This window comes from Achromobacter denitrificans NBRC 15125, assembly GCF_001571365.1.
Lineage (GTDB): Bacteria > Pseudomonadota > Gammaproteobacteria > Burkholderiales > Burkholderiaceae_B > Achromobacter > Achromobacter denitrificans.
This window is the reverse complement of the sequence record NZ_BCTQ01000031.1, coordinates 49,831-71,271: the sequence shown is the minus strand read 5'-3', so window position 1 is coordinate 71,271 and position 21,441 is coordinate 49,831. Positions and strand designations below refer to the sequence as shown.

Here is a 21,441-nt window from a genome sequence, read left to right as displayed (position 1 = left end):
CGCCTCGTGTCCCTGCCGCAACGCCTGGTCATCGCGACCCGCGCCAGCCGGCTTGCCCTGTGGCAAGCCGAGCATGTGCGCGACCGGCTGCGCACGCTGTACCCGGCGTGCGCGGTTGAGCTTCTTACCCTGACGACCCGAGGCGACCAGATCCTCGACCGCACGCTGTCCAAGGTGGGCGGCAAGGGTTTGTTCGTCAAGGAACTCGAAAACGCGCTGCTCGACGGGCGCGCCGATCTCGCCGTGCACTCCCTCAAGGACGTGCCGGTGGATCTGCAGGCCCCGTTCGAGCTTTGCGCCGTCCTCGATCGCGCGGATCCGCGCGATGCCTTCGTGTCCAACCGCCATGGCTCGCTGGCCGACCTGCCCGCCGGGGCGGTCGTCGGCACGTCCAGCCTGCGCCGCGAATCCCAGATCCGCGCGCGCTACCCGGAATTGGTCGTCAAGCCGCTGCGCGGCAATCTCGACACGCGCCTGGGCAAGCTGGACAAGGGCGAATACGACGCCATCGTGCTGGCCGCGGCCGGCTTGGAGCGCCTGGGCCTGGGCTCGCGCATCCGCAGCCTGCTCGATCCGGCCGACAGCCTGCCCGCCGCCGGGCAGGGGGCGCTGGGCATCGAAATCCGCGACGACCGCGACGACATGCGCGCCTGGCTGGCCCCGCTGGCCAGCGCCGACACCACCTCCTGCGTCGTGGCCGAACGCGCCGTCTCGCGCAAGCTGGGCGGTTCCTGTCAGGTGCCCCTGGCGGCGTACGCCCAGATCGAGGCGGGCGTCCTGTCGCTGCGCGCCCTGGTGGCCTCGCCCGACGGCACGCGCATGGTCCATGCCGCGCGCAGCGGGCCCGTTGCCGATGCGCTGGCCATCGGCGAAGCCGCGGCCCAGGAACTGCTGGACGCGGGCGCGCAGGCCATTCTTCGCGAACTGCTGCAAGACGACGCGCGGCCGGACTGATGGCCATGGCGTCCGCAGCCGCCGAATCGCCGCGCGTTGCCATCCTGACGCGGCCCGCGGGGCGCAACGAGGCGCTGGCGGCCCGCCTGGACGGCGCCGGCTGGCTGCCCTGCATCCTCCCCGCCCTGGAAATCCAGGCGCTGCCGGCGTCCGCGCAGGCGCTGCCCCGTCCTGCCGACTACGACATGGTCGTGTTCGTCAGCGGCAACGCCGCCAGGCAATACCTGGACCAATGGCGCCAGGCAGACGGCCCGTCCGCCTGGCCGGCGGGCGTGATCGCGGCGACCGTGGGTCCGGCCAGCGCCCAGGCGCTGCGCGAGGCCCCCGGTTTTGGCGTGAATACAACAGTTCTGCATCCCCCCGAAAGCGCCGCCAGCCACGATTCCGAGGCCCTCTGGGAGGTGCTGCGGGGATTGCCGCGGCTGCCCGCAAGCGTGCTGCTGGTGCGCGGCACGCAGGGCAGGGACTGGCTGGGCGACACCTTGGAAGCGCATGGCGCGTCCGTGACCCGCCATGCGGCCTACCTGCGCCGCCCCGCCGACTGGGACGCCGCGCAGCTGGCCCGCCTGCGGCAATGGGCCGACGCCGGGCTGCGCGCCACGTGGTTGATCACCAGCGGGGAAGGGGCGGACGCGGTGCGCGCCCGGCTCGACGAGGCCGGCCTGACGGCCTGGTGGGAACGGTGCGGCTTCGTGCTGACGCATCCTTCGCTGGCGCGGCGCATCCCGCCGGTCCGTCATGACGCCGACGCGCCGGCAATGGTAAAAATCTGCTTGCCCAACGACGAGTCGATATTCCAGGCCTTTGTTGCTGCTTGATTCGTTGCTTCGGACCGACACCGAATACAATCGCGTCATGACAGACAAGACTCCCGCTACCGATCCGGTCGTTCCGACGGCCGCTCCGGGCGCAAGCGCGCCCGCATCGGCCCCGGCCGATCCCGTCAAGGCCCGTCCGGCCAAACGCGGCAGTGGCCCCCTGGTCACCGCCCTGATCATCGTCATCCTGCTGGCTGCCGGCCTGGGCTATGCCCTGTGGAAGCAGCGCACGCAGTTCGTGTCCGCCGGGCGCGAGGTCGCGTCGCGGATCGACACACTGAGTTCCGACGTGGCGCAGGCCCGCAAGGACACGCGCGAAGCCCTCGCGCTGGCCCAGGCGCAGGCGGGCCGCGTGGCCGAGCTCGAAGACACCGTGCGCGAGACGCAAAGCCAGTACAACGCGTTGCAGCTCGCCTGGCAGAACTTCAACGACAGCGCCAGCGACGAACTGCTGGCCAACGACGTCGAGCGCCTGCTGACCATCGCCAACCAACAGCTGCGCCTGGCCGGCAACGTCTCCAACGCCATCGTGGCGCTGGAGACCGCCCAGTCGCGCCTGGCGCGCGCCGACCGCCCGCGCTTCTCCAGCCTGCAGCAATCCATCAACGGCGACCTGGACCGCCTGCGCGCCGTGTCCACCGTGGACATCCCGGCCCAGTCGGCCCGCATCGAGCGTTTGGTGGCGCTGGTCGGCCGCGCGCCGCTGCTGGTGCCCGATGCCGCGGCCCCGGGCGTCCTGCCCGCCGGCGAAGCCCGCCCCGCCGTGGCGGCGCCCGAGATCGACCCGCAGGCCGGCCTGCCCGCCGACGCGCCCTGGTGGCAGCGCTGGCGCGCCGAAATGGCCTCGTGGCCCGGCCGCGCCGGCGCCGCCCTGGCGCATGAACTGGGCGGCCTGATCACCATCCAGCGCGTGGACGAACCCGCGGCGCTGTTGCTGTCGCCCGAACAGGCCGACCTGGTGCGCGGCGCGCTGCGCCAGCGCCTGCTGACCGCCCAGCTGGCCATGCTGATGCGCCAGCCCGCGGTCTGGAAGAGCGAGCTCGACAACGTCGGCACCACGCTGGCCAAGTACTTCGACAACCGTTCGCCCGACACCGTCGCCGCCCAGGGGCTGGCCCGCGAACTGGCCCAGACCGACATCGCGGTGCGCCTGCCGGACGTCTCCGACAGCTTGGCCGCCGTGGCCGCGCTGCGCGCGGCGGGTTTCAAGACTAGCGAGCAGGACTGAGGCCTATGCGTACCTGGTTCTGGACTCTGCTGCTGGCCGTAGTCGCCGTCGCCCTGGCGGTGGTGCTGCGCTCGCATTCCGGCAACGTGCTGTTGCTGGTCTGGCCCTGGCGCATCGGGATGTCGCTCACGCTGGCCGTCCTGCTGATCGTCGCGGCCTTCATCGTGCTGTACGTGGGCCTGCGCCTGCTGGCCTGGCTGCTGGCCATCCCCGACCGCGTGCGGGCCTGGCGCGGCAAGCGCGCCCAGGCGCGCGACCATGAATTGCTGGAACGCGGCTGGATCGGCCTGCTGGAAGGCCGCTACACCACCGCCGAAAAGGATCTGACCAAGCTGCTCGACCAGACCAAGGTCCAGACCCGGCGCGTGCTGGCGGCGTTGTCCGCCGCCCGCGCCGCGCACGGCTTGAGCGAATTCGACCGCCGAGACCGCCTGCTGACGACGGCGCAAGAGCAGGCGGGCGCGGATCCCGGCCTGGTCGAGGCCACGGCCACCGTCTCCGCCGACATGCTGCTGGACCAAGGCCGCGCCGAGCGCGCGCTGGCGGTGCTGGAGCCCCTGGCCGACGGCGGCGCGCGGCACCTGCACACCATGCGCCTGTTGTTGCGCGCCCACACGGCGCTGCATCACGACGATCAGGTGTTCACGCTGGCTCGCGGCCTGGTGCGCCGCAATGCCCTGGCGCGCGCCGAAGCCGACCAGCTGATCGACGCCTCGGGCGCGGCGCGCTTGCGCGCCGTGGCGAGCGGCGAAGGCTGGCGCGCCATCTGGAAGGACCTGAAGGCCGAGGAGCGGCTGCTGCCCGAAATCGCGCTGGCCGGCGCGGCGGCTTTCGAAGCCGCCGGCGAGGCCAACGAAGCGGCCCGCGTGCTCGAAGCAGCGATCGCCGTGAAGTTCAACCCGGCTCTGGTGGCGGCCTACGCCCGCTGCGAGGCCGAGCAGGTCTCGCGCCGGCTGGCCCGCGCCGAGACCTGGCTGCAGCAACGTCCCACGGATCCCGACCTGCTTACCGCGCTGGGCATGCTGTGCCTGAACGGCCAGCTCTGGGGTCAGGCCGAACGCTATCTGCTGCGCGCGCTCAGCCGCCGCAGCGATGCCCAGACGCACGCCTTGCTGGGCAGCCTGTACGATCGCCTCGACCGTCCCGCCGATGCCGTGCGCCACTGGCGCCTGGCGACGGCGGCCAGCATGGCGCTGCCGGTCCTGGCCGCGGACGCGGCGCTGCCGGCCGCGGACACCGGTTCCGACCCGTACCGCGTGGATGCCGAAGGCGGCTATGCGGTGGGCCTGTCCGATACCGACAGCGATACCGACATCGGCGGCGATTACCCTGCGCTGCCGCCCGCGGTCGCGGCCTCCGCGTCCGACTACGTGCTGGATCCGGATGCCCGCGTCAACAAGGAGCAGCGCGAGCGCGCGCTGGCGCCCGAGGACGCGCCGCTGGCCGGCGGCAGCACTTCCGATATCGACGAGTACTTCGACAGCGCCCCGATCCCGGCGGCGGCTTTCGATGAACCCGTGCCCACGTACGCGCCGGCCGTGCCCGCAGGGCCCAAGCCCGCGCCGGCCCCCGCGCCCGTGCCGGCAACCAAGCCGCCGTTCAAGGACGACGGCTCGATTTGAATATTCCTTCAGACAAACAAACAAGGTTGAATCATGAGTCTTGATCGCGTCTCCCCTGGCAAGAAGCTGCCGGAAGACTTCAACGTCATCATCGAAATCCCCATGAACGCCGACCCGGTGAAGTACGAGGTCGACAAGGAATCGGGCGCGATTTTCGTTGACCGCTTCATGCTGACGGCCATGCACTACCCGTGCAACTACGGCTACATCCCGCAAACCCTGTCCGAAGACGGCGACCCCGCCGACGTGCTGGTGCTGACGCCGTTCCCGATCCAGATCGGCGCCGTCGTGCGCTGCCGCGCCATTGGCGTGCTGGAAATGGACGACGAATCGGGCGGCGACGCCAAGCTGTTGGCCGTGCCGATCGAAAAGCTGTACCCCCCGTACCGCAACATCAAGACCTACGAAGACCTGCCGACGGAAGACATCGCTCGCATCCAGCATTTCTTCGAGCACTACAAGGACCTGGAAAAGGGCAAGTGGGTCAAGGTCAAGGGCTGGAAGGGCCTGGAAGCCGCGCACGAAGAAATCGTTCGCAGCGCCGAGCGCTACGCCAAGGGCTGATCCGGCTGGCCGCCCCCTCGGGGGCGGCCAGTTCGTTTGCCGGTTTCCGGTCACGTATTCGTCATAGGTTGATTCAACATGGACTACGTATTGCCCCCCCAGCCGCCCGTCGCGGTTCCCGTTGCCGGCAGCGCCGCGCTGTTTCCCGTGCGCCGCGTCTACTGCGTCGGCCGCAATTACGCCGAGCATGCCAAGGAAATGGGCTTCACCGGCCGTGAAGACCCGTTCTTCTTCTGCAAGCCCGCCGACGCGGTGCTGAGCGTGGCCGACGGCGAAACCGGCAAGATGCCGTATCCGCCCAAGACATCCAACCTGCACTACGAGATGGAACTCGTCGTGGTGCTGGGCAAGGGCGGCCGCGACATCCCGGTCGAAGAGGCCAATGAATGCGTGTGGGGCTATGCGCTGGGCCTGGACATGACCCGTCGCGACCTGCAGGGCGAAATGAAGAAGCAGGGCCGTCCCTGGGAAATCGGCAAGGCGTTCGACCTGTCCGCGCCGCTGGGCCCGATCCATCCGCGCAGCGTCGTCGGCACCCTCGACAAGGGCGCCATCTGGCTCGACGTGAACGGCCAGCGCAAGCAATCCAGCGACATTTCGCAAATGCTGTGGAACGTGCCGGAAAGCATCTCCTACCTGTCGGGCCTGTTCGAGCTGCAGCCGGGCGACATGATCTTCACCGGCACGCCCGAAGGCGTGGGCGCGGTGCTGCAGGGTGACGTGATCACCGGCGGCGTCGAGGGCCTGGGCGAACTTCGCGTCGAAATCGTCTAAAGTACGGGCCGGATTCGTCCCATCATCACAGGAGCGCCAGCATGCGCAGCAAGATCGTGCTGACCGCCTTCGTCGTGTTCGGCTTTGTCCTCGCCGGTTGCAATACCGTCGCGGGCATGGGCAAGGACATGTCCAAGGCCGGCAACGCCATCACCAACGCCGCCGACAAATAAGCGTCGGCGTCGCGGAAAGAAAAAGCCCCTTGAGCGATCAAGGGGCTTTTTTGATGCCGCGGCAGACTGGCGCGGCGTGGGGGGGGCAACTCCCGTTTTAGAGCACATCCCCCGCGTAGTCGGCCAGGCGGGAGCGTTCGCCGCGTTGCAGCGTCACGTGGCCCGAGTGCGGCCATCCCTTGAAGCGGTCGACCACGAAGGTCAGGCCCGAGCTGCCCTCGGTGAGGTAGGGCGTGTCGATCTGGGCGATGTTGCCCAGGCAGATCACCTTGGTGCCGGGGCCCGCGCGGGTGACCAGCGTCTTCATCTGCTTGGGCGTCAGGTTCTGCGCCTCGTCGATGATCAGGTACTTGTTCAGGAAGGTGCGGCCGCGCATGAAGTTCAGGGACTTGACCTTGATGCGCGAACGGATCAGGTCCATGGTGGCGGCGCGCCCCCAGTCCCCGTTGCCTTCCCCGTCGCCCATGTTGAGGACGTCGAGGTTGTCTTCCAGCGCGCCCATCCAGGGCAGCATCTTCTCTTCTTCGGTGCCGGGCAGGAAACCGATGTCTTCGCCGACGGGCACCGTGACGCGGGTCATGATGATTTCGGTGTAGCGCTTGGTCTCCAGCACCTGAGTGATGCCGGCGGCCAGGGCCAGCAGCGTCTTGCCCGTGCCCGCCTGGCCCAGCAACGACACGAAGTCGCATTCCGGGTTCATCAGCAGGTTCATGGCAAAATTCTGCTCGCGGTTGCGCGCGGTGATGCCCCAGACGTTGTTCTTGCCGTGGGTGTAGTCGCGCAGGGTGGCCAGCACCGCCATCTTGCCGCTGACTTCGCGCACCTGCGCGTAGAGCGGCATCTGGCCTTCGAAGTAGACGAACTGGTTGACGACGAACTGCGAGCACAGCGGCCCGTGGATGCGGTAGAAGGTGGTGCCGCCCTGTTGCCAGGACTCCACGTCCTTGCCATGCTTGTTCCAGAAGTCCTCGGGCAGCTGCATGACGCCCGAGTACATCAGGTCCGAGTCTTCCAGGACGTGGTCGTTGAAGTAGTCTTCGGCGGCCATGCCCAGCGCGCGCGCCTTCAGGCGCATGTTGATGTCCTTGGACACCAGCACGACCTCGCGCTGCGGGTACTTCTCCTGCAGCGCGCGGACCACGCCCAGGATCTGGTTGTCGGCCTTGCCCATGGGAAGGTCCGACGGCAGGGTGCTGTGGATGGCGGTGGTCTGGAACATCAGGCGCCCGGTGGCGTCCTTGTTGCCCAGCTTGGCCAGCTCCAGCCCCTCATCGAGCTGGGTGGCGTCCTGGACCAGCGCGTCCAGCGAACGGCTGACCTGGCGCGCGTTGCGCGCCACTTCCGACATGCCCTTTTTCTGGTGGTCCAGTTCTTCGAGCGTCATCATCGGCAGGAAGATGTCGTGCTCTTCGAAGCGGAACAGCGAACTGGGATCGTGCAGCAACACGTTGGTATCCAGCACGAACAGCTTGCGCGGCTCGTTCTGGGCGCGCGGCTTGGCGCGCTTGGCGGGCGCGGCCTTGGCCGGGCGCGCTTCGGCGCGCGTGGCCGGGGCCGCGGGCGGCGGCACCTGGCGGGCGGGCGCGGGCGCCTGGGCCTTGCGGACGGGGGCGGCCAGGCCGTCGAGTTCGGGCTGGACGGCCAGCGCCTCGTCGTCGTCCTCGGCGAGGGCGGCCTGGGTGTTCGACCGCGCAGCGGCGGTCTTGGTGCTGCGGGCCTGCGCCCGGGCGGGCTCGCCCGAGGGGAAGGTCAGGATGGCTGCGGGACGGGTGGGCAACTTCGGAAGCGGCATATGCGTCACTCTCCAGTGTGGGCCGGCTATAGCGCCTGACGGGTCTACCTGTGCTTGCGGCTAGCCGATGCTCTTCGCGGCCTGCAGGACTTCCTTCGCGTGGCCCGGGACCTTCACCCCGCGCCACTCCTGCACCAGCACGCCATAGGCATCGATCAAGAAGGTGCTGCGTTCGATTCCGCGCACCTGCTTGCCGTACATATTCTTCTGCTTGATGACGCCGAACAGATTGCAGACGGTTTCGTCGGCGTCGGAGATGAGAGGGAAGGGAAGCTCGTACTTGGCCTTGAAGTTCTCGTGCGACTTCAGCGAATCGCGCGAGATGCCGATGACCACCGCGCTCGCCGCCAGGAAGTCGGCGTGCAGGTCGCGGAAATCCTGGCTTTCGGTGGTGCAGCCAGGCGTGTTGTCCTTGGGGTAGAAATACAGGATCACGGCGCGGCCCTGGCATTGGTCCAGGCTGATCGGACCGATGGTGCTTTCAGCGGTGAACAGCGGGGCGGGCTTGCCTATGGTCGGCGTCATTGCTGGGATTCTCCATTGGGTGGGATGAGGGCCACGACGACGCGCCGGCCCTCCGCCATCAGGATGTTGTAGGTACGGGAGGCGGCGTGCGTGTCCATGATCTCGACGCCGATGCCGATCGCCAGCAGGGGGCGCAGCACGTCGGGGCGCAGGAACTGTTGCCGTCCGCCGGTGCCCACCAGCAGCACTTCCGGCGCATTCGCCGGGCGGCCGGGGGCGGCCTCCGGTTCATCCAGGAACGCCAGGGGGTCGCGGACGGGCTCGGACAGGCCGGCCGCCTGGAACAAGAGGGTAGGGGTGATGTCGGCCGGGGACTCGACGGGCCAGCGGGTAACTTCGCCCTCGGGGCCGAATGCGACCGACGAGGAAAAACGTACCTGGTTGACCTCGATATAACCCTCACCGTAGGCGGTGACAGTGTTCAGGGCGGCCGTCGCAGGATCGGTATGCAGCTTCAATAAAAACTCCAGCTTTATGTGCCTGATAATAGCGCATCAACATGTCGCCATGTTGCCGGGAAAGGGGGAAAACGGCCCCGTTTTATTCCCATTTGCCGCCCAGGCGTCGTTGCGCTAGATTACTGGGTTTTGCTGCGCTGCAATCGTTGGGCGGCGCGGCCAATTTTGTCCCTTTTCCCCTTCGCGCGACCGCGCCCTGGTTTTTCGCCCTTTTTTTCGCCCCTAAGGATTCCCATCATGAGGAAGTTCTCCCGCATCGAGCGTTTGCCCCCGTACGTTTTCAACATTACCGGCGAGCTCAAGATGGCGGCCCGTAGGCGCGGCGAAGACATCATCGACATGTCCATGGGCAACCCGGACGGCGCGACCCCCAAGCACATCGTCGACAAGATGGTCGAGGCCACCACGCGCCCGACCACGCACGGCTATTCGGTGTCCAAGGGCATCCCGCGCCTGCGCAAGGCCATCTGCGACTGGTACCAGCGCCGCTACGCGGTGGAATTCGACCCCGATTCCGAAGCCATCGTCACCATCGGCTCCAAGGAAGGCCTGGCCCACCTGATGTTGGCCACGCTGGACCGCGGCGACACCGTGCTGGTGCCGAACCCCAGCTACCCGATCCACATCTACGGCGCGGTCATCGCCGGCGCCAACATCCGCTCCGTGCGCATGACGCCCGGCGTGGACTTCTTCGAGGAACTGGAGCGCGCCGTGCGCGAATCCATCCCGAAGCCCAAGATGATGGTGCTGGGCTTCCCCAGCAACCCGACCGCGCAGTGCGTGGACCTGTCGTTCTTCGAACGCGTGGTGGCGCTGGCCAAGGAACACGACATCCTCGTGGTGCATGACCTGGCCTACGCCGACATCACCTTCGACGGCTACGTGGCCCCGTCCATCATGCAGGTGCCCGGCGCGCGCGACGTCGCCGTCGAGTTCTTCACGATGAGCAAGAGCTACAACATGGCGGGCTGGCGGATCGGCTACATGGTCGGCAACCGCGAGCTGGTGGGCGCGCTGGCGCGCATCAAGAGCTATCACGACTACGGCACGTTCACGCCGATCCAGGTGGCGTCCATCGCCGCCCTGGACGGCCCGCAGGATTGCGTGAGCGAGATCGTGGCGCAGTACCAGAGCCGCCGCGACGTGCTCGCGCGCGGCCTGCATGAAGCAGGTTGGAATGTGGAAATTCCCAAGGCGTCCATGTACATCTGGGCGCAGATCCCCGAACCCTACAGGGCGATGGGCTCTTTGGAATTTGCCAAGCGCGTCCTGTCGGATGCGAAGGTGGCCGTGTCCCCCGGGATCGGCTTCGGCGAGTATGGCGACGAATACGTCCGCTTCGCTCTCATCGAAAACGAGCAGCGCACCCGGCAAGCGGTGCGAGGCATCAAAGACATGTTCCGCAAAGACGGATTGCTGAAGTAGAGGCGCCCCCCGCAGCGCTGCGCGCTTCCCCCAAGGGGGCATGCCTGCGGACCGGCGAAGCCGGATCCGCGGCATCCCGATTGTGGGGGGCACCTGTTACTTGCGTGAGCAATATGGAGAAATGAAATGAATTCCCCTCAACGCCCGCCCGCGGAGGGCGCCGCGATGAACCCCATGAAAGTCGGCCTGCTCGGCCTGGGCGTGGTGGGCGGCGGCACGTGGTCCGTGCTGTCGCGCAATGCGGAAGAAATCGCGCGTCGCGCCGGCCGCCGCATTGAAGTCACCCGCGCCGCCGTGCGCGACGTGGCCAAGGCGCGCGCGCGCGTCGGCGATTCGATCCAGGTCGACACCGACGTCCGCGCCCTGGTGCGCGATCCGGAAATCGACATCGTCGTCGAGCTCATCGGCGGCGACACGCTGGCGCGCGAGCTGGTGCTGGAAGCCATCGCCAACGGCAAGCACGTCGTGACCGCCAACAAGGCCCTGCTGGCCAAGCACGGCAACGAGATCTTCGCCGCGGCGCACGAGCGCGGCGTGATGGTGACGTTCGAAGCCGCCGTCGCCGGCGGCATCCCCATCATCAAGGCGATCCGCGAAGGCCTGACCGCCAACCGCATCCAGTGGGTGGCCGGCATCATCAACGGCACCACCAACTTCATCCTGTCCGAAATGCGTTCGCGCGGCCTGCCGTTCGCCGACGTGCTGGCCGAGGCGCAGCGCCTGGGCTATGCCGAAGCCGATCCGACGTTCGACGTGGAAGGCGTGGACGCCGCCCACAAGCTGACGCTGCTGGCCTCGCTGGCCTTCGGCGTGCCGGTGCAGTTCGACCGCGCCTACATCGAAGGTATCTCGCAGCTGGCCGCCGAGGACATCGAGCATGCCGAGCGCCTGGGCTATCGCATCAAGCTGCTGGGCATCACCAAGCGTCGCACCGACGGCATCGAGCTGCGCGTGCATCCCGCGCTGGTGCCGGCCGAGCGACTGCTGGCCAATGTCGAAGGCGCGATGAACGCCGTGCTGGTCAAGGGCGACGCCGTGGGTCCCACGCTGTACTACGGCCAGGGCGCGGGCGAAGAGCCCACCGCGTCGGCCGTCGTGGCCGACCTGGTCGACGTGACCCGCCTGCACACCGCCGATCCGGGCAACCGCGTGCCGCACCTGGCCTTCCAGCCGGACGCCATGTCGGATACGCCGATCCTGCCGATCGAGCAGGTCAGCACCTCGTACTACCTGCGCCTGCGCGTGGACGATCAGCCGGGCGTGCTGGCCGACATCGCCCGCATCCTGGCCGACCGCTCCATTTCGATCGGGTCGATGATCCAGCAGCCCTCGCACATCGGCGGCGCGGATATCATCTTCCTGACGCACGAGGCGGTGGAAGGCAACGTCAACCAGGCCATCGAACGCATCGAGGCCTTGCCGTTCGTGCGCTCCAAGGTCACCCGCCTGCGCGTGGAAAACCTGGTCTAAAGTGAACCCACCCCCGAGGCGCCATGGGCGCCTCCCCCTCAAGGGGGCGCGCTGGCGGACCGGCAAAGCCGGCTCCGCGGCGCCTCGCAAGGCGAACGCCGCTACACGAGGCGACGGGGGTTTAGTGGAATGCTCAATATGAAATACATCTCTACCCGCGGTGGCATGGCTGCGCTGGAGTTCTCGGATATCTTGCTGGAAGGCCTGGCGCCCGATGGCGGGCTGGCCGTGCCGGAACAATTGCCTCAAGTGTCGGCCGAGACGCTCGAATCGTGGCGCGGCCTGCCGTATGCCGACCTGGCCTTCGAAGTGCTGTCGCGGTTCGCCACCGACATCCCGGCCGACGATCTGCGCCGCCTGACCCGCGCCGCCTATACCCAGGAAACCTTCAACAGCGAGGACATCGTCCCGTTGCGTCCCCTGGATGGCGGGCTGTCGCTGCTGGGCCTGTCCGAAGGGCCGACGCTGGCCTTCAAGGACATGGCCATGCAATTCCTGGGCCAGGTGTTCGAGTACGTGCTGAGCAAGCGCGGCACCACGCTGAACATCGTGGGCGCCACGTCCGGCGACACCGGTTCGGCGGCCGAGTACGCCCTGCGCGGCAAGCGCGGCGTGGCCGTGTTCATGCTGTCGCCCCACGGCCGCATGAGCGCCTTCCAGCGCGCGCAGATGTACTCCCTGCAGGACGAGAACATCCACAATATCGCGGTGCGCGGCGTGTTCGACGAGGCGCAGGACATCGTCAAGGCGCTGGCCGGCGACCTGAGCTTCAAGACCAAGTACCGCCTGGGCGCCGTGAATTCCATCAACTGGGCCCGGATCGCGGCCCAGGTGGTGTACTACTTCCACGGCTGGCTGCGCGCCACTGAGAAGGCGGACCAGCAGGTGTCGTTCGCCGTGCCCTCGGGCAACTTCGGCAACATCCTGTCGGGCCACATCGCCCGCAGCATGGGCCTGCCCATCCGCAAGCTGGTGCTGGCCACCAACGAAAACAACGTGCTGGAAGAGTTCTTCCGCACCGGCGTGTACCGTCCGCGCCCCGCGGAGCAGACCTACGCCACGTCCAGCCCCTCCATGGACATCTCGCGCGCGTCGAACTTCGAGCGTTTCGTGTTCGACCTAGTCGGCCGCGACGCCACCCGCGTGAAGGCGCTCTGGGAATCGCTGGCGCGCGACGGCTCGTTCGATCTCTCGGACCTCAAGCCCGAGTTCGAGGCCCGCTACGGCTTCGTGTCGGGCGCGAGCTCGCACGAGGACCGCCTGGCCACGATCCGCTCGGTGTACGACGCGAGCGGCGTGCTGATCGATCCGCACACCGCCGACGGCGTCAAGGTGGCGCGCGACTTCGTCGAGCCCGGCGTGCCGATGCTGGTGCTGGAAACGGCCTTGCCAGCCAAGTTCTCCGAAACGATCGAAGAGGCGCTGGGCCGCCCCGCGACGCCTCCGGGCAACCTGGCCGACCTGGAATCGCTGCCGCAGCGCGTGGAAGTCATGGATTGCGACCTGGCGCAGGTGCGTCGTTTCATCGAAGCGCACGCCAAGGTGTAAAGGCCGCTTGCCGCTTGTGTAAGTGTGCAACCCCTCGCAGGCTCCGCCCGCGAGGGGTTTTTCGTTTTTCGGGCCGCCGGTGGCGCAGGCGCGGCGGGGCCGGTGGGGGAGTGGTTATGGGGGGCGGATGGATTACGTTCTCATGCATTTTGACCACAACCCGTCACGTATAGGCCTGGCGCGTCAGATACAGTGAATTCACATTCACACTCGGAGAACACGCCCATGAACCTGAAGACCATGACGCTTGCCCTGGCTGTGACCGGATTCGGAATACTGGCTGGATGCTCGTCCCCCTCGGTCGTTCAGCAGCGCGACGGCACCTCGACCGTGACACCGGACGAGCCCAAGTACGACAAGGATTCCGGCATGTATGAATACGACAAGGACGGCAAGAAGGTCCAGATCAACAAGGACGACGTGAAGACGATCGAAGAGGTCAAGTAACCTCCCCTCGTCAGCGGCACGAAAAAAGCCCCGGCTCGACAGAGCCGGGGCTTTGTTTTCGCGCGGGCGCGGCGAGGGCGCCCGGGCTGCTCGCGGTTACGCGGCGCCGTCTTCGGCGTGGTAGCGGCCCACGCGCTCGACCTCGTTCTTCGAGCCCAGGATCACGCTGACGCGCTGGTGCAGCTTGTCGGGCTGGATGTCCAGGATGCGCTGGGTGCCGTTGATGGCCGCGCCGCCGGCCTGCTCGATCAGGAAGCTCATGGGGTTGGCTTCATACATCAGGCGCAGCTTGCCGGCCTTGCCGGGTTCGCGGGCGTCCCAGGGGTACATGAAGATGCCGCCGCGGGTCAGGATGCGATGCACGTCCGCCACCATCGAGGCGATCCAGCGCATGTTGTAGTCCTTGCCCAGGGGGCCGGTCGTGCCGGCCAGGCAGTCGTCGACGTAGCGCTTGACCGGGGCGGCCCAGTGGCGCATGTTCGACATGTTGATGGCGAATTCCTTGGTGTCTTCCGGCACCTGGATGTTCTCGTGCGTCAGCACCCACGAACCCATCTCGCGGTCCAGCGTGAAGCCCACGACGCCGTTGCCGATGGTCAGCACCAGCATGGTCTGCGGGCCGTACACGGCATAGCCGGCGACGACCTGCTTGTTGCCGGGCTGCAGGAAGTCCTGTTCGCACACGGGCGCGCCCGATACGTTGTGGGGGGCGTGCAGCACCGAGAAGATGGTGCCGATCGAGACGTTCACGTCGATGTTGGAGGAGCCGTCCAGGGGGTCGAACAGCAGCAGGTATTCGCCCTTGGGATAGCGGTTCGGGATCAGATGGATGGTTTCCATTTCCTCCGACGCCATGGCCGCCAGGTGGCCGCCCCACTCGTTGGCTTCGAGCAGGATCTCGTTGGACAACACGTCCAGCTTCTTCTGGACTTCACCCTGGACGTTCTCGCTTTCCAGGCTGCCCAGGACGCCGCCGAGGGCGCCCTTGCTCACGGCATGGCTGATGGCCTTGCAGGCGCGCGCGACCACTTCGATGAGTAGCCGCACTTCCGGCGCAAGGGCTTGGGCGGAGCGTTGCTGCTCCACCAGGTATTGGGTCAGTGTTTTGCGTTTCAAAAGGATCTCCCTATGCTGCGAATTCTAAAGCCTTGGATACGATTTCCTGCACGTTGCGCGACAAGCCCTCGTGTGCCCGCACGCGCTGCAGCGCGGCCTGCATGGGCGCGCGCAGGGCCGGCACGAAGCGCGACCAGTTGTCCAGCGCGCGCGCCAGCCGGGCGGCGATTTCCGGGTTGAGCGCGTCCAGCGCCAGCACCTGTTCGGCCCAGAACTCGTAGCCCGAGCCGTCCGGATGATGCATGCCGCGGGCATTATTCAGGCAGAACTGGAAAATCAGCGCGCGGGCGCGGTTCGGGTTGCGCAGCGTGAAGGCGGGGTGCCCCAGCAGTTCGCGCGCGGTCTGCACCGTGGTCGAGCGCGCCGACGCCTGCAAGGCGAACCACTTGTCCACCACCAGCGGATTGTCGCGCCATTTGTCGTAAAACTCGGCCAGCGCCTGCTGCGGGTATTCGCCCTGGCCGAAATTGATCAGGGCGGACAGGGCAGCCATGCTGTCGGTCATGTTGCCGGCCTGGGCGTAGAGCTGCTCCGCCAGGCGCTGGGCGTCGGGCTCGCCGGCGGCCATCAGGTGACTGAGCGCCAGATTCTTCAATGCGCGCTTGCCCGCCGGGACCGGCGCCGGACTGTACTCGCCCGGGGTCTGGTTGGCGTCGAAGGCCTGGCGGAACTCGGCGGCCAGCTGGCGGCCCAGTTCGGCGCGCAGGAAGTCGCGGGCCACGGCCAGGGCGGGCGGATCCACCTGGCGCATGCGTTCGGCCAGCGTCTTCTCCGAAGGCAGGGCCAGGGCGCGCGCTCGATAGGCGGCGTCGATGGCCGGATCGGTCAGCAGCGCGCGCCACGTCGCGATGAAGGAGGCGTCCGCCTGCAGCGTCCTGCCGGCCTGGCGGGCCTCGGCCAGGGCGAGGATCTGCCGGGTGGCGAATTCCTGGCCGGCTTCCCAGCGCGCGAACGGGTTGCGATCATGCGCCGACAGCAGGGCGAGCTCTTCGTCCGTCCAGGCATAGTCCACGATCACCGGGGCCGAGAAGTCGCGCAGCAGCGAGGGCACGGGCCGTTCGGCGATGTCCTCGAACACCCATTGCTGGCTCTGCGTCGTCAGTTCCAGCAGGGCGGTTTCGCGGGCCTCGCCTTCGTGGCGCAGCGTCAGCGGACGGCCTTCGCGGTCCAGCAGGCCGATGGCGAAGGGGATGTGATACGGCGCCTTGACGTAGTCGGCGCCAGCCTTTTTCTCGACGCCCACCAGCGGGCATTCCTGGGTGAGGGTCACGGTGCAGCGGCGCGTGGCGGCGTCGTGGTCCAGCTTCACGGCGACGCGCGGCGTGCCCGCCTGGCGGTACCAGCGGCGGAACACGGACAGGTCGCGGCCCGGATGCTGGCGCGTGTAGACGGACTCCATGGCGGCGACGAAGTCGTCGCAGGTCACGGCCTGGCCGTCATGGCGGCGGAAGTACTCGTCCATGCCGGCGCGAAAGCCTTCCTCGCCCAGCAGGGTGTGCTGCATGCGGATGACTTCGGCGCCTTTCTCGTACACGGTGGCCGTGTAGAAGTTGCCGATCTCCTGGTAGCTCTCCGGGCGGATGGGGTGGGCCATCGGGCCGGCATCCTCGGGGAACTGGGCGGCGCGCAGGGCCACCACGTCGTCGATGCGCTTGACGGCGCGCGCGCTGGCGGCCTCGGCCGCATCCATGCCGCTGGCCATCATGTCGGCGCTGAATTCCTGGTCGCGGAAGACGGTGAGGCCTTCCTTCAGGCTCAGCTGGAACCAGTCGCGGCAGGTCACGCGGTTGCCGGTCCAGTTGTGGAAGTATTCATGGCCGATGACGGACTCGATGCCTTCGTAGTTGGCGTCCGTGGCCGTGTCCGGGTCGGCGAGCACGTAGGCGGCGTTGAAAATGTTCAAGCCCTTGTTTTCCATCGCGCCCATGTTGAAGTCATGGACGGCCACGACCATGAAGCGGTCCAGGTCCAGCTCCAGGCCGAAACGGCTTTCGTCCCAGCGCAGCGCCCGCAGCAGCGAATCCAGGGCCCATTCGGTCTTGGTTTCGGAGCCCGGGTCGCTGTAGACCTGCAGCAGCACGTCGCGGCCGCTCGCGGTCTTTACGGTGGTTTCGCGGTGCGTGAGCTTGCCCGCCACCAGCGCGAACAGGTAGCAGGGCTTGGGGAAGGGATCTTCCCATTCGACCTCGTTGCGGCCGTCGGGCAACTGGCGCGAGGCGATCAGGTTGCCATTGGACAGCAGCACCGGGTAGTCCGGCAGGGCGCGCAGCGTTACCCGGTAGCGCGACATGACGTCGGGCCGGTCGGCGAACCAGGTGATGCGGCGAAAGCCCTCGGCCTCGCATTGGGTGAAGAAATTGCCGCCCGAAACGTACAGGCCCATCAGCGTGGAATTGGCCGACGGCTTGCAGCGGCTGACGATTTCCACCGCGGCGCTGGCCGGCAGGCCCAGCAGTTCAAGGCGATGCTCGGAAAGGCGGTAACGGTCGGCGGGCCATGCCGCGCCATCCACCCCTACCGAGACGAGTTCCAACTCTTCGCCGTCCAGGACCAGGGCGGCGTCGGCGCTGGCCCCGGGCTTGCGCCGCACCTGCATGGCGCAGCGCACTTCGGTCGCGTCGGGCGCGAGGTCGAAGGAGAGGGCGACTTCGGGAATGTCGTAGGGGTAGGGCTGGTAATCCTTGCGATATACGGTAACGGGCGTGTCTGTGCGCATGGGATTGCAGTCCTGTATGAACGAGGGCTCTATTGTAGTGGCTGGACATGGCCTGCCGCCTGGGCCGTTTGGGCTACTAAACTTTTCGGGGCCGCGGCGGTCAAACCTCAGTATCATGGCGCCGTCGCGCAGAAGGAGTCGCAGCATGTCGAGGTCGTCGTTGTTCAGTGCGGGGCGTTGGGCCGGGGTGTTCGCCGTGCTGGCAGCGGTGGCATTGACGGGGTGCGCGGCGCCCACGGTTTCGGCCCGGGTAACGTCATTCCAGCAATGGCCCACCGGCGTGGAGGGCCAGACTTATCAATTCGTCCCCGCCGATCCCTCGCAAAACAATAATCTCGAATATCAGTCCTACCAGGATATGGTGCGCGCCGGTATCGGCGCGACGGGCCTGGTCGAAGCGGCGTCCGGTACCAAAGGCCGTTTCGATGTCTCGTTCCGTTACGGAACCACGCAGACCCAGGTAATGGTGCGGCGCGCTTACGATCCGTACTTCTACGGCGGCTACGGCTATGGCTATGGCGGTTATTACGGTCCCCGTCCGTGGGGGCCCGGCTATGGTTATTGGGGCCCGGAATGGGTGGACGTGCCGATGGTCGTCCAGCGCAATTCGCTGACGCTGCAGATCCACGATACCCAGCGCGGCGGCGCGGAGGTATACCGTTCGAGCGCTTTCATATTGAGCGAGAGTGACAATTTCATGCGCACCATGCCCTATCTGGTCCGTGCAATATTTGATAATTTTCCCGGAAATAATGGGGCTGAGCGCGAGATCCAATTCCCCGTTCAATGAGTTCCGGGCCGTCCGCGGGGGCGGCGTATAAATAAAAATCGGCGCACCAGTTTGGTGCGCCGATTTATTTCATACTGCCGGATAGGTTTTATTCTTTGATAAGAAAACTATCGCGCGTGGCGCCAGCGGCTTCTTCCGCGGCGAGCCAACGCGGCGCCTTGCCGCGGCCGCTCCAGGTTTCCCCGGTTTGGGGGTGGCGGTATTTCGGCGCGACGGCGCGCTTGGTGGCGCTGGCCGGACGGGCGGCGGGGCTGGCCTTGCGGCGGCCGCCCGCAGCGGCAGCGCGGCCGCCGGGCTTGGCGGCGCCATAGGCGGCAACAATCTCTTCGGGCGTGATGTCGTACTCGCGCATCGACGTGATGATCGACGTGATCACGGGCTTGCGCCGTTTGGTCTGGAGGACTTCAGCCTTCTTCTGGAGCTTGTTGATTTCCTTTTCGATCTTTGCTTGCAGTGCTGCGTAGGTTTCTCGGGCCATGGTTTATTCCTGATTATGGAACTGCTTTTAATCGCCGGCGAAGTTATGTGTATTTGTTGTGCTTCGCATAATACAGAAATTACGCCTTGACTTCTCGTTTTTAGCGCTGATTACTTTGTATCAAAAGAGCCGGGCAGCCTTTACGCTTATCCACCGGCTCCCGGGCCAACTATTGGGAATGATATTCCCATATTTGGGACAACTTGAAACAAATAGGGTTATTGGTTCACGAGGCGGACATATCGCCGCGCCCAGGCCCCATATGGCCCGATTTCAAGGCAGGGCGCGGGTTGGCGGCTTGCGGGCAGCCGAAGGGCCGCGGGCAAGCGTGCAATATTGACCGCGACCGGCGCATGAGGTTCCACGGTAGTCTGATGACTGGCTTTTATGGATAGCCGTTATGCCGGACAACGCTGCATTCCGTCATTCCCGCCGGTCGAGAAAGCGGCCAAGGCCATAATCCGGACACTTGTTTGGCATGATTTCGATTTCATGTCAGGTTGTATGACGAGTAAAATTCAGTCGCGCTTGGTTGCTTAACTTGATAGGTAATATTTCGCCCCCATCTGCCAGACAGTGGCAGGCAGAGATAATCCGCCCCCTCATTTTTTTTTCGGCGAGTCCGCCGCCCGGCATGGAATTCCCGCTTTCCCGCCAGGGTCGGGACGCGGGGGCCGTGTCGGCGTTACGATACGGTCTTGAGCGCCATTGCAGGCGCGCCGGCGCGCCTGCCGTCCCTGAACAGAGTCCTATGAAAATCATCGATCCCGCCATTGCTTCCCTCGCCACCGCCAAATCGCTGCTGCTCGACCCTTGGGGGCTGACCGAGGCGGATATGGCGCGCGCGCTGGGTGAGATCTTTACCCACAAGGTCGACTATGCCGACCTGTATTTCCAATACACGCGCAGCGAAGGCTGGAGCCTGGAAGAGGGCATCGTGAAGACGGGCAGCTTCTCGATCAGTCAGGGCGTCGGGGTGCGCGCCGTCAGTGGCGAGAAAACGGCTTTTGCCTATTCGGATTCGCTGTCGCCCGAAGCGCTGCTGTCGTCCGCCCATGCCGTGCGCGGCATCGCGCGCCGCGGCGCCGGCAAGGTGAAGGTAGCGGCGCAGGTGGAAGCCGAGATTGGCCGCAGCCTGTATGCCGATATCGACCCGGTGGCCTCGCTCAGCGCGCCCGAGAAAGTCGCCCTCCTGGAACGCGTGGAGCGCATGGCGCGCGCGCGCGATCCGCACGTGATTCAGGTCATGGCCGGGCTGGGCGCGGAATACGACGTGGTGCTGGTGGCCGGCAGCGACGGCCGCCTGGCCGCCGACGTGCGTCCGCTGGTGCGCCTGTCCTTGACCGTGATCGCGGAGCGCAACGGCCGCCGCGAAATGGGCCATGCCGGAGGCGGCGGACGCCTCGGCCTGGCTTACTTCACCGACGAGATGCTGCAAGGCTATGTCGAGCGCGCCGTCCATGAAGCCATGGTGAACCTCGAAGCGCGTCCGGCCCCGGCCGGCGAAATGACCGTCGTGCTCGGTTCCGGCTGGCCCGGCATCCTGCTGCACGAGGCCGTGGGCCACGGGCTGGAAGGCGACTTCAACCGCAAGGGATCCAGCGTGTTTTCCGGCCGCATCGGCGAGCGCGTGGCCTCCAAGGGGGTGACGGTGATCGACGACGGCACCATCCCGGACCGCCGCGGTTCGCTCAATATCGACGACGAAGGCAACGCCACCCAGCGCAACGTCCTGATCGAAGACGGCATCCTGCGCGGCTACATGCAGGACACGCTGAACGCCCGCCTCATGAAGACCGCGGCCACGGGCAACGGCCGCCGGGAATCGTTCGCCCATCTGCCGATGCCGCGCATGACCAACACCTACATGCTGGCGGGCGACAAGCCGGCCGAGGAAATCGTGTCGTCGGTCAAGCGCGGCCTGTACGCCGTCAATTTCGGCGGCGGCCAGGTCGACATCACCAACGGCAAGTTCGTTTTCTCGGCCTCCGAGGCCTACATGATCGAAAACGGCAAGGTGACCTATCCGGTCAAGGGCGCCACCCTGATCGGCAACGGCCCCGACGCCATGAACCGGGTCACCATGATCGGCAACGATCTCCAGCTGGATTCCGGCGTGGGCACCTGCGGCAAGGATGGCCAGAGCGTGCCCGTCGGCGTGGGCATGCCGACGGTGCGGATGGAAGGCCTGACGGTGGGTGGTACTGCGTAGGGCCCCCCACGCCGCGCCCGCTGCGCGGGCTAGCTGCCCCCCCGAGGGGGGCTGGCCCGCCTTGGGGCGGCCATTCCTATGCCGGCTGCTATTTCCGCGGGCGATTCGTTGTGTGAGTGGCGTCGTGTTCGCGAAAAAGTCATGACGAGCAGGAAAAACTGTGCTAGAGTCGTTCCCCATGAAATTCGCGTCCCCCGCTTTTTACTTTTACTTTTATGGTTTTCTGAAGCCGCTGGCGGAGGAAGGGACGCGCTCAATCTGAAGTTTGGAAAGAATCCCCCCGAAAAAAGCCGCCAGCGAACTGGCGGCTTTTTTTGTGCCGCCGGTTGAG

The 21,441-nt window shown here is 66.6% G+C and carries 19 protein-coding genes; 13 read left to right on the top strand and 6 right to left on the bottom strand.

The window, feature by feature from the left end; translation table 11 throughout:
* Positions 1-6: 6 nt before the first annotated feature.
* From hemC to ADE01S_RS22840, 7 genes are all read left to right on the top strand, one after another.
* Entirely contained in the window at positions 7-954 is a 948-nt protein-coding gene (gene hemC, locus ADE01S_RS22870) for a hydroxymethylbilane synthase (RefSeq protein ID WP_062684043.1), read from the top strand.
* Positions 954-1,772 (top strand): uroporphyrinogen-III synthase, encoded by an 819-nt coding sequence (locus tag ADE01S_RS22865; protein WP_062684042.1) that lies wholly within the window; start codon positions 954-956, stop codon positions 1,770-1,772. Before hemC ends, ADE01S_RS22865 begins: the two co-directional genes overlap by 1 nt.
* Positions 1,773-1,809: 37 nt before the next feature.
* Positions 1,810-3,000, top strand: a complete 1,191-nt coding sequence (locus tag ADE01S_RS22860; protein WP_062684052.1) for a uroporphyrinogen-III C-methyltransferase — start codon at positions 1,810-1,812, stop codon at positions 2,998-3,000.
* A gap of 5 nt (positions 3,001-3,005) precedes the next feature.
* Complete coding sequence (locus ADE01S_RS22855; protein WP_062684041.1) at positions 3,006-4,622, top strand: heme biosynthesis HemY N-terminal domain-containing protein; 1,617 nt, start codon at positions 3,006-3,008, stop codon at positions 4,620-4,622.
* Positions 4,623-4,655: 33 nt separating this feature from the next.
* A complete protein-coding gene (gene ppa / locus ADE01S_RS22850; RefSeq protein ID WP_062684040.1) occupies positions 4,656-5,186 on the top strand; it encodes an inorganic diphosphatase in 531 nt (176 codons plus the stop codon).
* A gap of 78 nt (positions 5,187-5,264) precedes the next feature.
* Positions 5,265-5,960, top strand: coding sequence for a fumarylacetoacetate hydrolase family protein (locus tag ADE01S_RS22845; RefSeq protein ID WP_062684039.1), 696 nt, complete (start codon positions 5,265-5,267; stop codon positions 5,958-5,960).
* 41 nt (positions 5,961-6,001) lie between these two features.
* Complete coding sequence (locus ADE01S_RS22840; RefSeq protein ID WP_042792660.1) at positions 6,002-6,133, top strand: entericidin A/B family lipoprotein; 132 nt, start codon at positions 6,002-6,004, stop codon at positions 6,131-6,133.
* Between the two features lie 97 nt (positions 6,134-6,230).
* Here the strand turns inward: ADE01S_RS22840 and ADE01S_RS22835 are convergent, their stop codons facing one another.
* The 3 genes from ADE01S_RS22835 to ADE01S_RS22825 are packed head-to-tail and all read right to left on the bottom strand — an operon-like array spanning position 6,231 to position 8,908.
* Positions 6,231-7,925 carry a PhoH family protein gene (locus ADE01S_RS22835; protein WP_062684038.1) on the bottom strand — a complete coding sequence of 565 codons (1,695 nt, stop codon included), beginning with the start codon at positions 7,923-7,925 and terminating at the stop codon, positions 6,231-6,233.
* A 60-nt stretch (positions 7,926-7,985) separates the two neighbouring features.
* Entirely contained in the window at positions 7,986-8,450 is a 465-nt protein-coding gene (locus ADE01S_RS22830) for a peroxiredoxin (RefSeq protein WP_062684037.1), read from the bottom strand.
* Entirely contained in the window at positions 8,447-8,908 is a 462-nt protein-coding gene (locus ADE01S_RS22825) for an Mth938-like domain-containing protein (protein ID WP_062684036.1), read from the bottom strand. Before ADE01S_RS22825 ends, ADE01S_RS22830 begins: the two co-directional genes overlap by 4 nt.
* A 237-nt stretch (positions 8,909-9,145) precedes the next feature.
* Here ADE01S_RS22825 and alaC point away from each other — a divergent pair, with 237 nt between their 5' ends.
* From alaC to ADE01S_RS22805, 4 genes are all read left to right on the top strand, one after another.
* Positions 9,146-10,333 (top strand): alanine transaminase, encoded by a 1,188-nt coding sequence (alaC, locus tag ADE01S_RS22820; protein WP_062684035.1) that lies wholly within the window; start codon positions 9,146-9,148, stop codon positions 10,331-10,333.
* A 165-nt stretch (positions 10,334-10,498) separates the two neighbouring features.
* Positions 10,499-11,803 (top strand): homoserine dehydrogenase, encoded by a 1,305-nt coding sequence (locus ADE01S_RS22815; RefSeq protein WP_062684034.1) that lies wholly within the window; start codon positions 10,499-10,501, stop codon positions 11,801-11,803.
* A gap of 138 nt (positions 11,804-11,941) precedes the next feature.
* On the top strand, positions 11,942-13,351 hold the full coding sequence (gene thrC / locus ADE01S_RS22810) for a threonine synthase (RefSeq protein WP_062684033.1): 1,410 nt from the start codon (positions 11,942-11,944) through the stop codon (positions 13,349-13,351).
* A gap of 225 nt (positions 13,352-13,576) precedes the next feature.
* Positions 13,577-13,798 carry a YgdI/YgdR family lipoprotein gene (locus ADE01S_RS22805; protein WP_062684032.1) on the top strand — a complete coding sequence of 74 codons (222 nt, stop codon included), beginning with the start codon at positions 13,577-13,579 and terminating at the stop codon, positions 13,796-13,798.
* A 96-nt stretch (positions 13,799-13,894) separates the two neighbouring features.
* Here ADE01S_RS22805 and ADE01S_RS22800 read toward each other — a convergent pair whose 3' ends face one another.
* Positions 13,895-14,914, bottom strand: a complete 1,020-nt coding sequence (locus tag ADE01S_RS22800; RefSeq protein WP_062684031.1) for a class 1 fructose-bisphosphatase — start codon at positions 14,912-14,914, stop codon at positions 13,895-13,897.
* Between the two features lie 10 nt (positions 14,915-14,924).
* Complete coding sequence (gene pepN / locus ADE01S_RS22795) at positions 14,925-17,630, bottom strand: aminopeptidase N (RefSeq protein ID WP_062684030.1); 2,706 nt, start codon at positions 17,628-17,630, stop codon at positions 14,925-14,927.
* 145 nt (positions 17,631-17,775) lie between these two features.
* Between pepN and ADE01S_RS22790 the strand changes: the two genes are divergently transcribed.
* Positions 17,776-18,420: a DUF4136 domain-containing protein gene (locus tag ADE01S_RS22790; protein WP_062684029.1), complete on the top strand. Its 645-nt coding sequence runs from the start codon at positions 17,776-17,778 to the stop codon at positions 18,418-18,420.
* A gap of 88 nt (positions 18,421-18,508) precedes the next feature.
* Here the strand turns inward: ADE01S_RS22790 and ADE01S_RS22785 are convergent, their stop codons facing one another.
* Entirely contained in the window at positions 18,509-18,898 is a 390-nt protein-coding gene (locus tag ADE01S_RS22785) for an H-NS histone family protein (protein ID WP_062684028.1), read from the bottom strand.
* Positions 18,899-19,649: 751 nt separating this feature from the next.
* On the opposite strand from ADE01S_RS22785, the gene tldD reads away from it, so the two are divergent.
* On the top strand, positions 19,650-21,110 hold the full coding sequence (tldD, locus tag ADE01S_RS22780) for a metalloprotease TldD (protein WP_062684027.1): 1,461 nt from the start codon (positions 19,650-19,652) through the stop codon (positions 21,108-21,110).
* The last annotated feature ends 331 nt before the right edge of the window (positions 21,111-21,441 follow it).

Bases quoted from the DNA above. Each gene is read 5' to 3' on its own strand.
- ADE01S_RS22865 (WP_062684042.1), top strand. From the start codon at position 954: ATGGCCATGGCGTCCGCAGCCGCCGAATCGCCGCGCGTTGCCATCCTG.
- ADE01S_RS22860 (WP_062684052.1), top strand. From the start codon at position 1,810: ATGACAGACAAGACTCCCGCTACCGATCCGGTCGTTCCGACGGCCGCT.
- ADE01S_RS22855 (WP_062684041.1), top strand. From the start codon at position 3,006: ATGCGTACCTGGTTCTGGACTCTGCTGCTGGCCGTAGTCGCCGTCGCC.
- ppa (WP_062684040.1), top strand. From the start codon at position 4,656: ATGAGTCTTGATCGCGTCTCCCCTGGCAAGAAGCTGCCGGAAGACTTC.
- ADE01S_RS22845 (WP_062684039.1), top strand. From the start codon at position 5,265: ATGGACTACGTATTGCCCCCCCAGCCGCCCGTCGCGGTTCCCGTTGCC.
- ADE01S_RS22840 (WP_042792660.1), top strand. From the start codon at position 6,002: ATGCGCAGCAAGATCGTGCTGACCGCCTTCGTCGTGTTCGGCTTTGTC.
- ADE01S_RS22835 (WP_062684038.1), bottom strand. From the start codon at position 7,925: ATGCCGCTTCCGAAGTTGCCCACCCGTCCCGCAGCCATCCTGACCTTC.
- ADE01S_RS22830 (WP_062684037.1), bottom strand. From the start codon at position 8,450: ATGACGCCGACCATAGGCAAGCCCGCCCCGCTGTTCACCGCTGAAAGC.
- alaC (WP_062684035.1), top strand. From the start codon at position 9,146: ATGAGGAAGTTCTCCCGCATCGAGCGTTTGCCCCCGTACGTTTTCAAC.
- ADE01S_RS22815 (WP_062684034.1), top strand. From the start codon at position 10,499: ATGAACCCCATGAAAGTCGGCCTGCTCGGCCTGGGCGTGGTGGGCGGC.
- thrC (WP_062684033.1), top strand. From the start codon at position 11,942: ATGAAATACATCTCTACCCGCGGTGGCATGGCTGCGCTGGAGTTCTCG.
- ADE01S_RS22805 (WP_062684032.1), top strand. From the start codon at position 13,577: ATGAACCTGAAGACCATGACGCTTGCCCTGGCTGTGACCGGATTCGGA.
- pepN (WP_062684030.1), bottom strand. From the start codon at position 17,630: ATGCGCACAGACACGCCCGTTACCGTATATCGCAAGGATTACCAGCCC.
- ADE01S_RS22790 (WP_062684029.1), top strand. From the start codon at position 17,776: ATGTCGAGGTCGTCGTTGTTCAGTGCGGGGCGTTGGGCCGGGGTGTTC.
- ADE01S_RS22785 (WP_062684028.1), bottom strand. From the start codon at position 18,898: ATGGCCCGAGAAACCTACGCAGCACTGCAAGCAAAGATCGAAAAGGAA.
- tldD (WP_062684027.1), top strand. From the start codon at position 19,650: ATGAAAATCATCGATCCCGCCATTGCTTCCCTCGCCACCGCCAAATCG.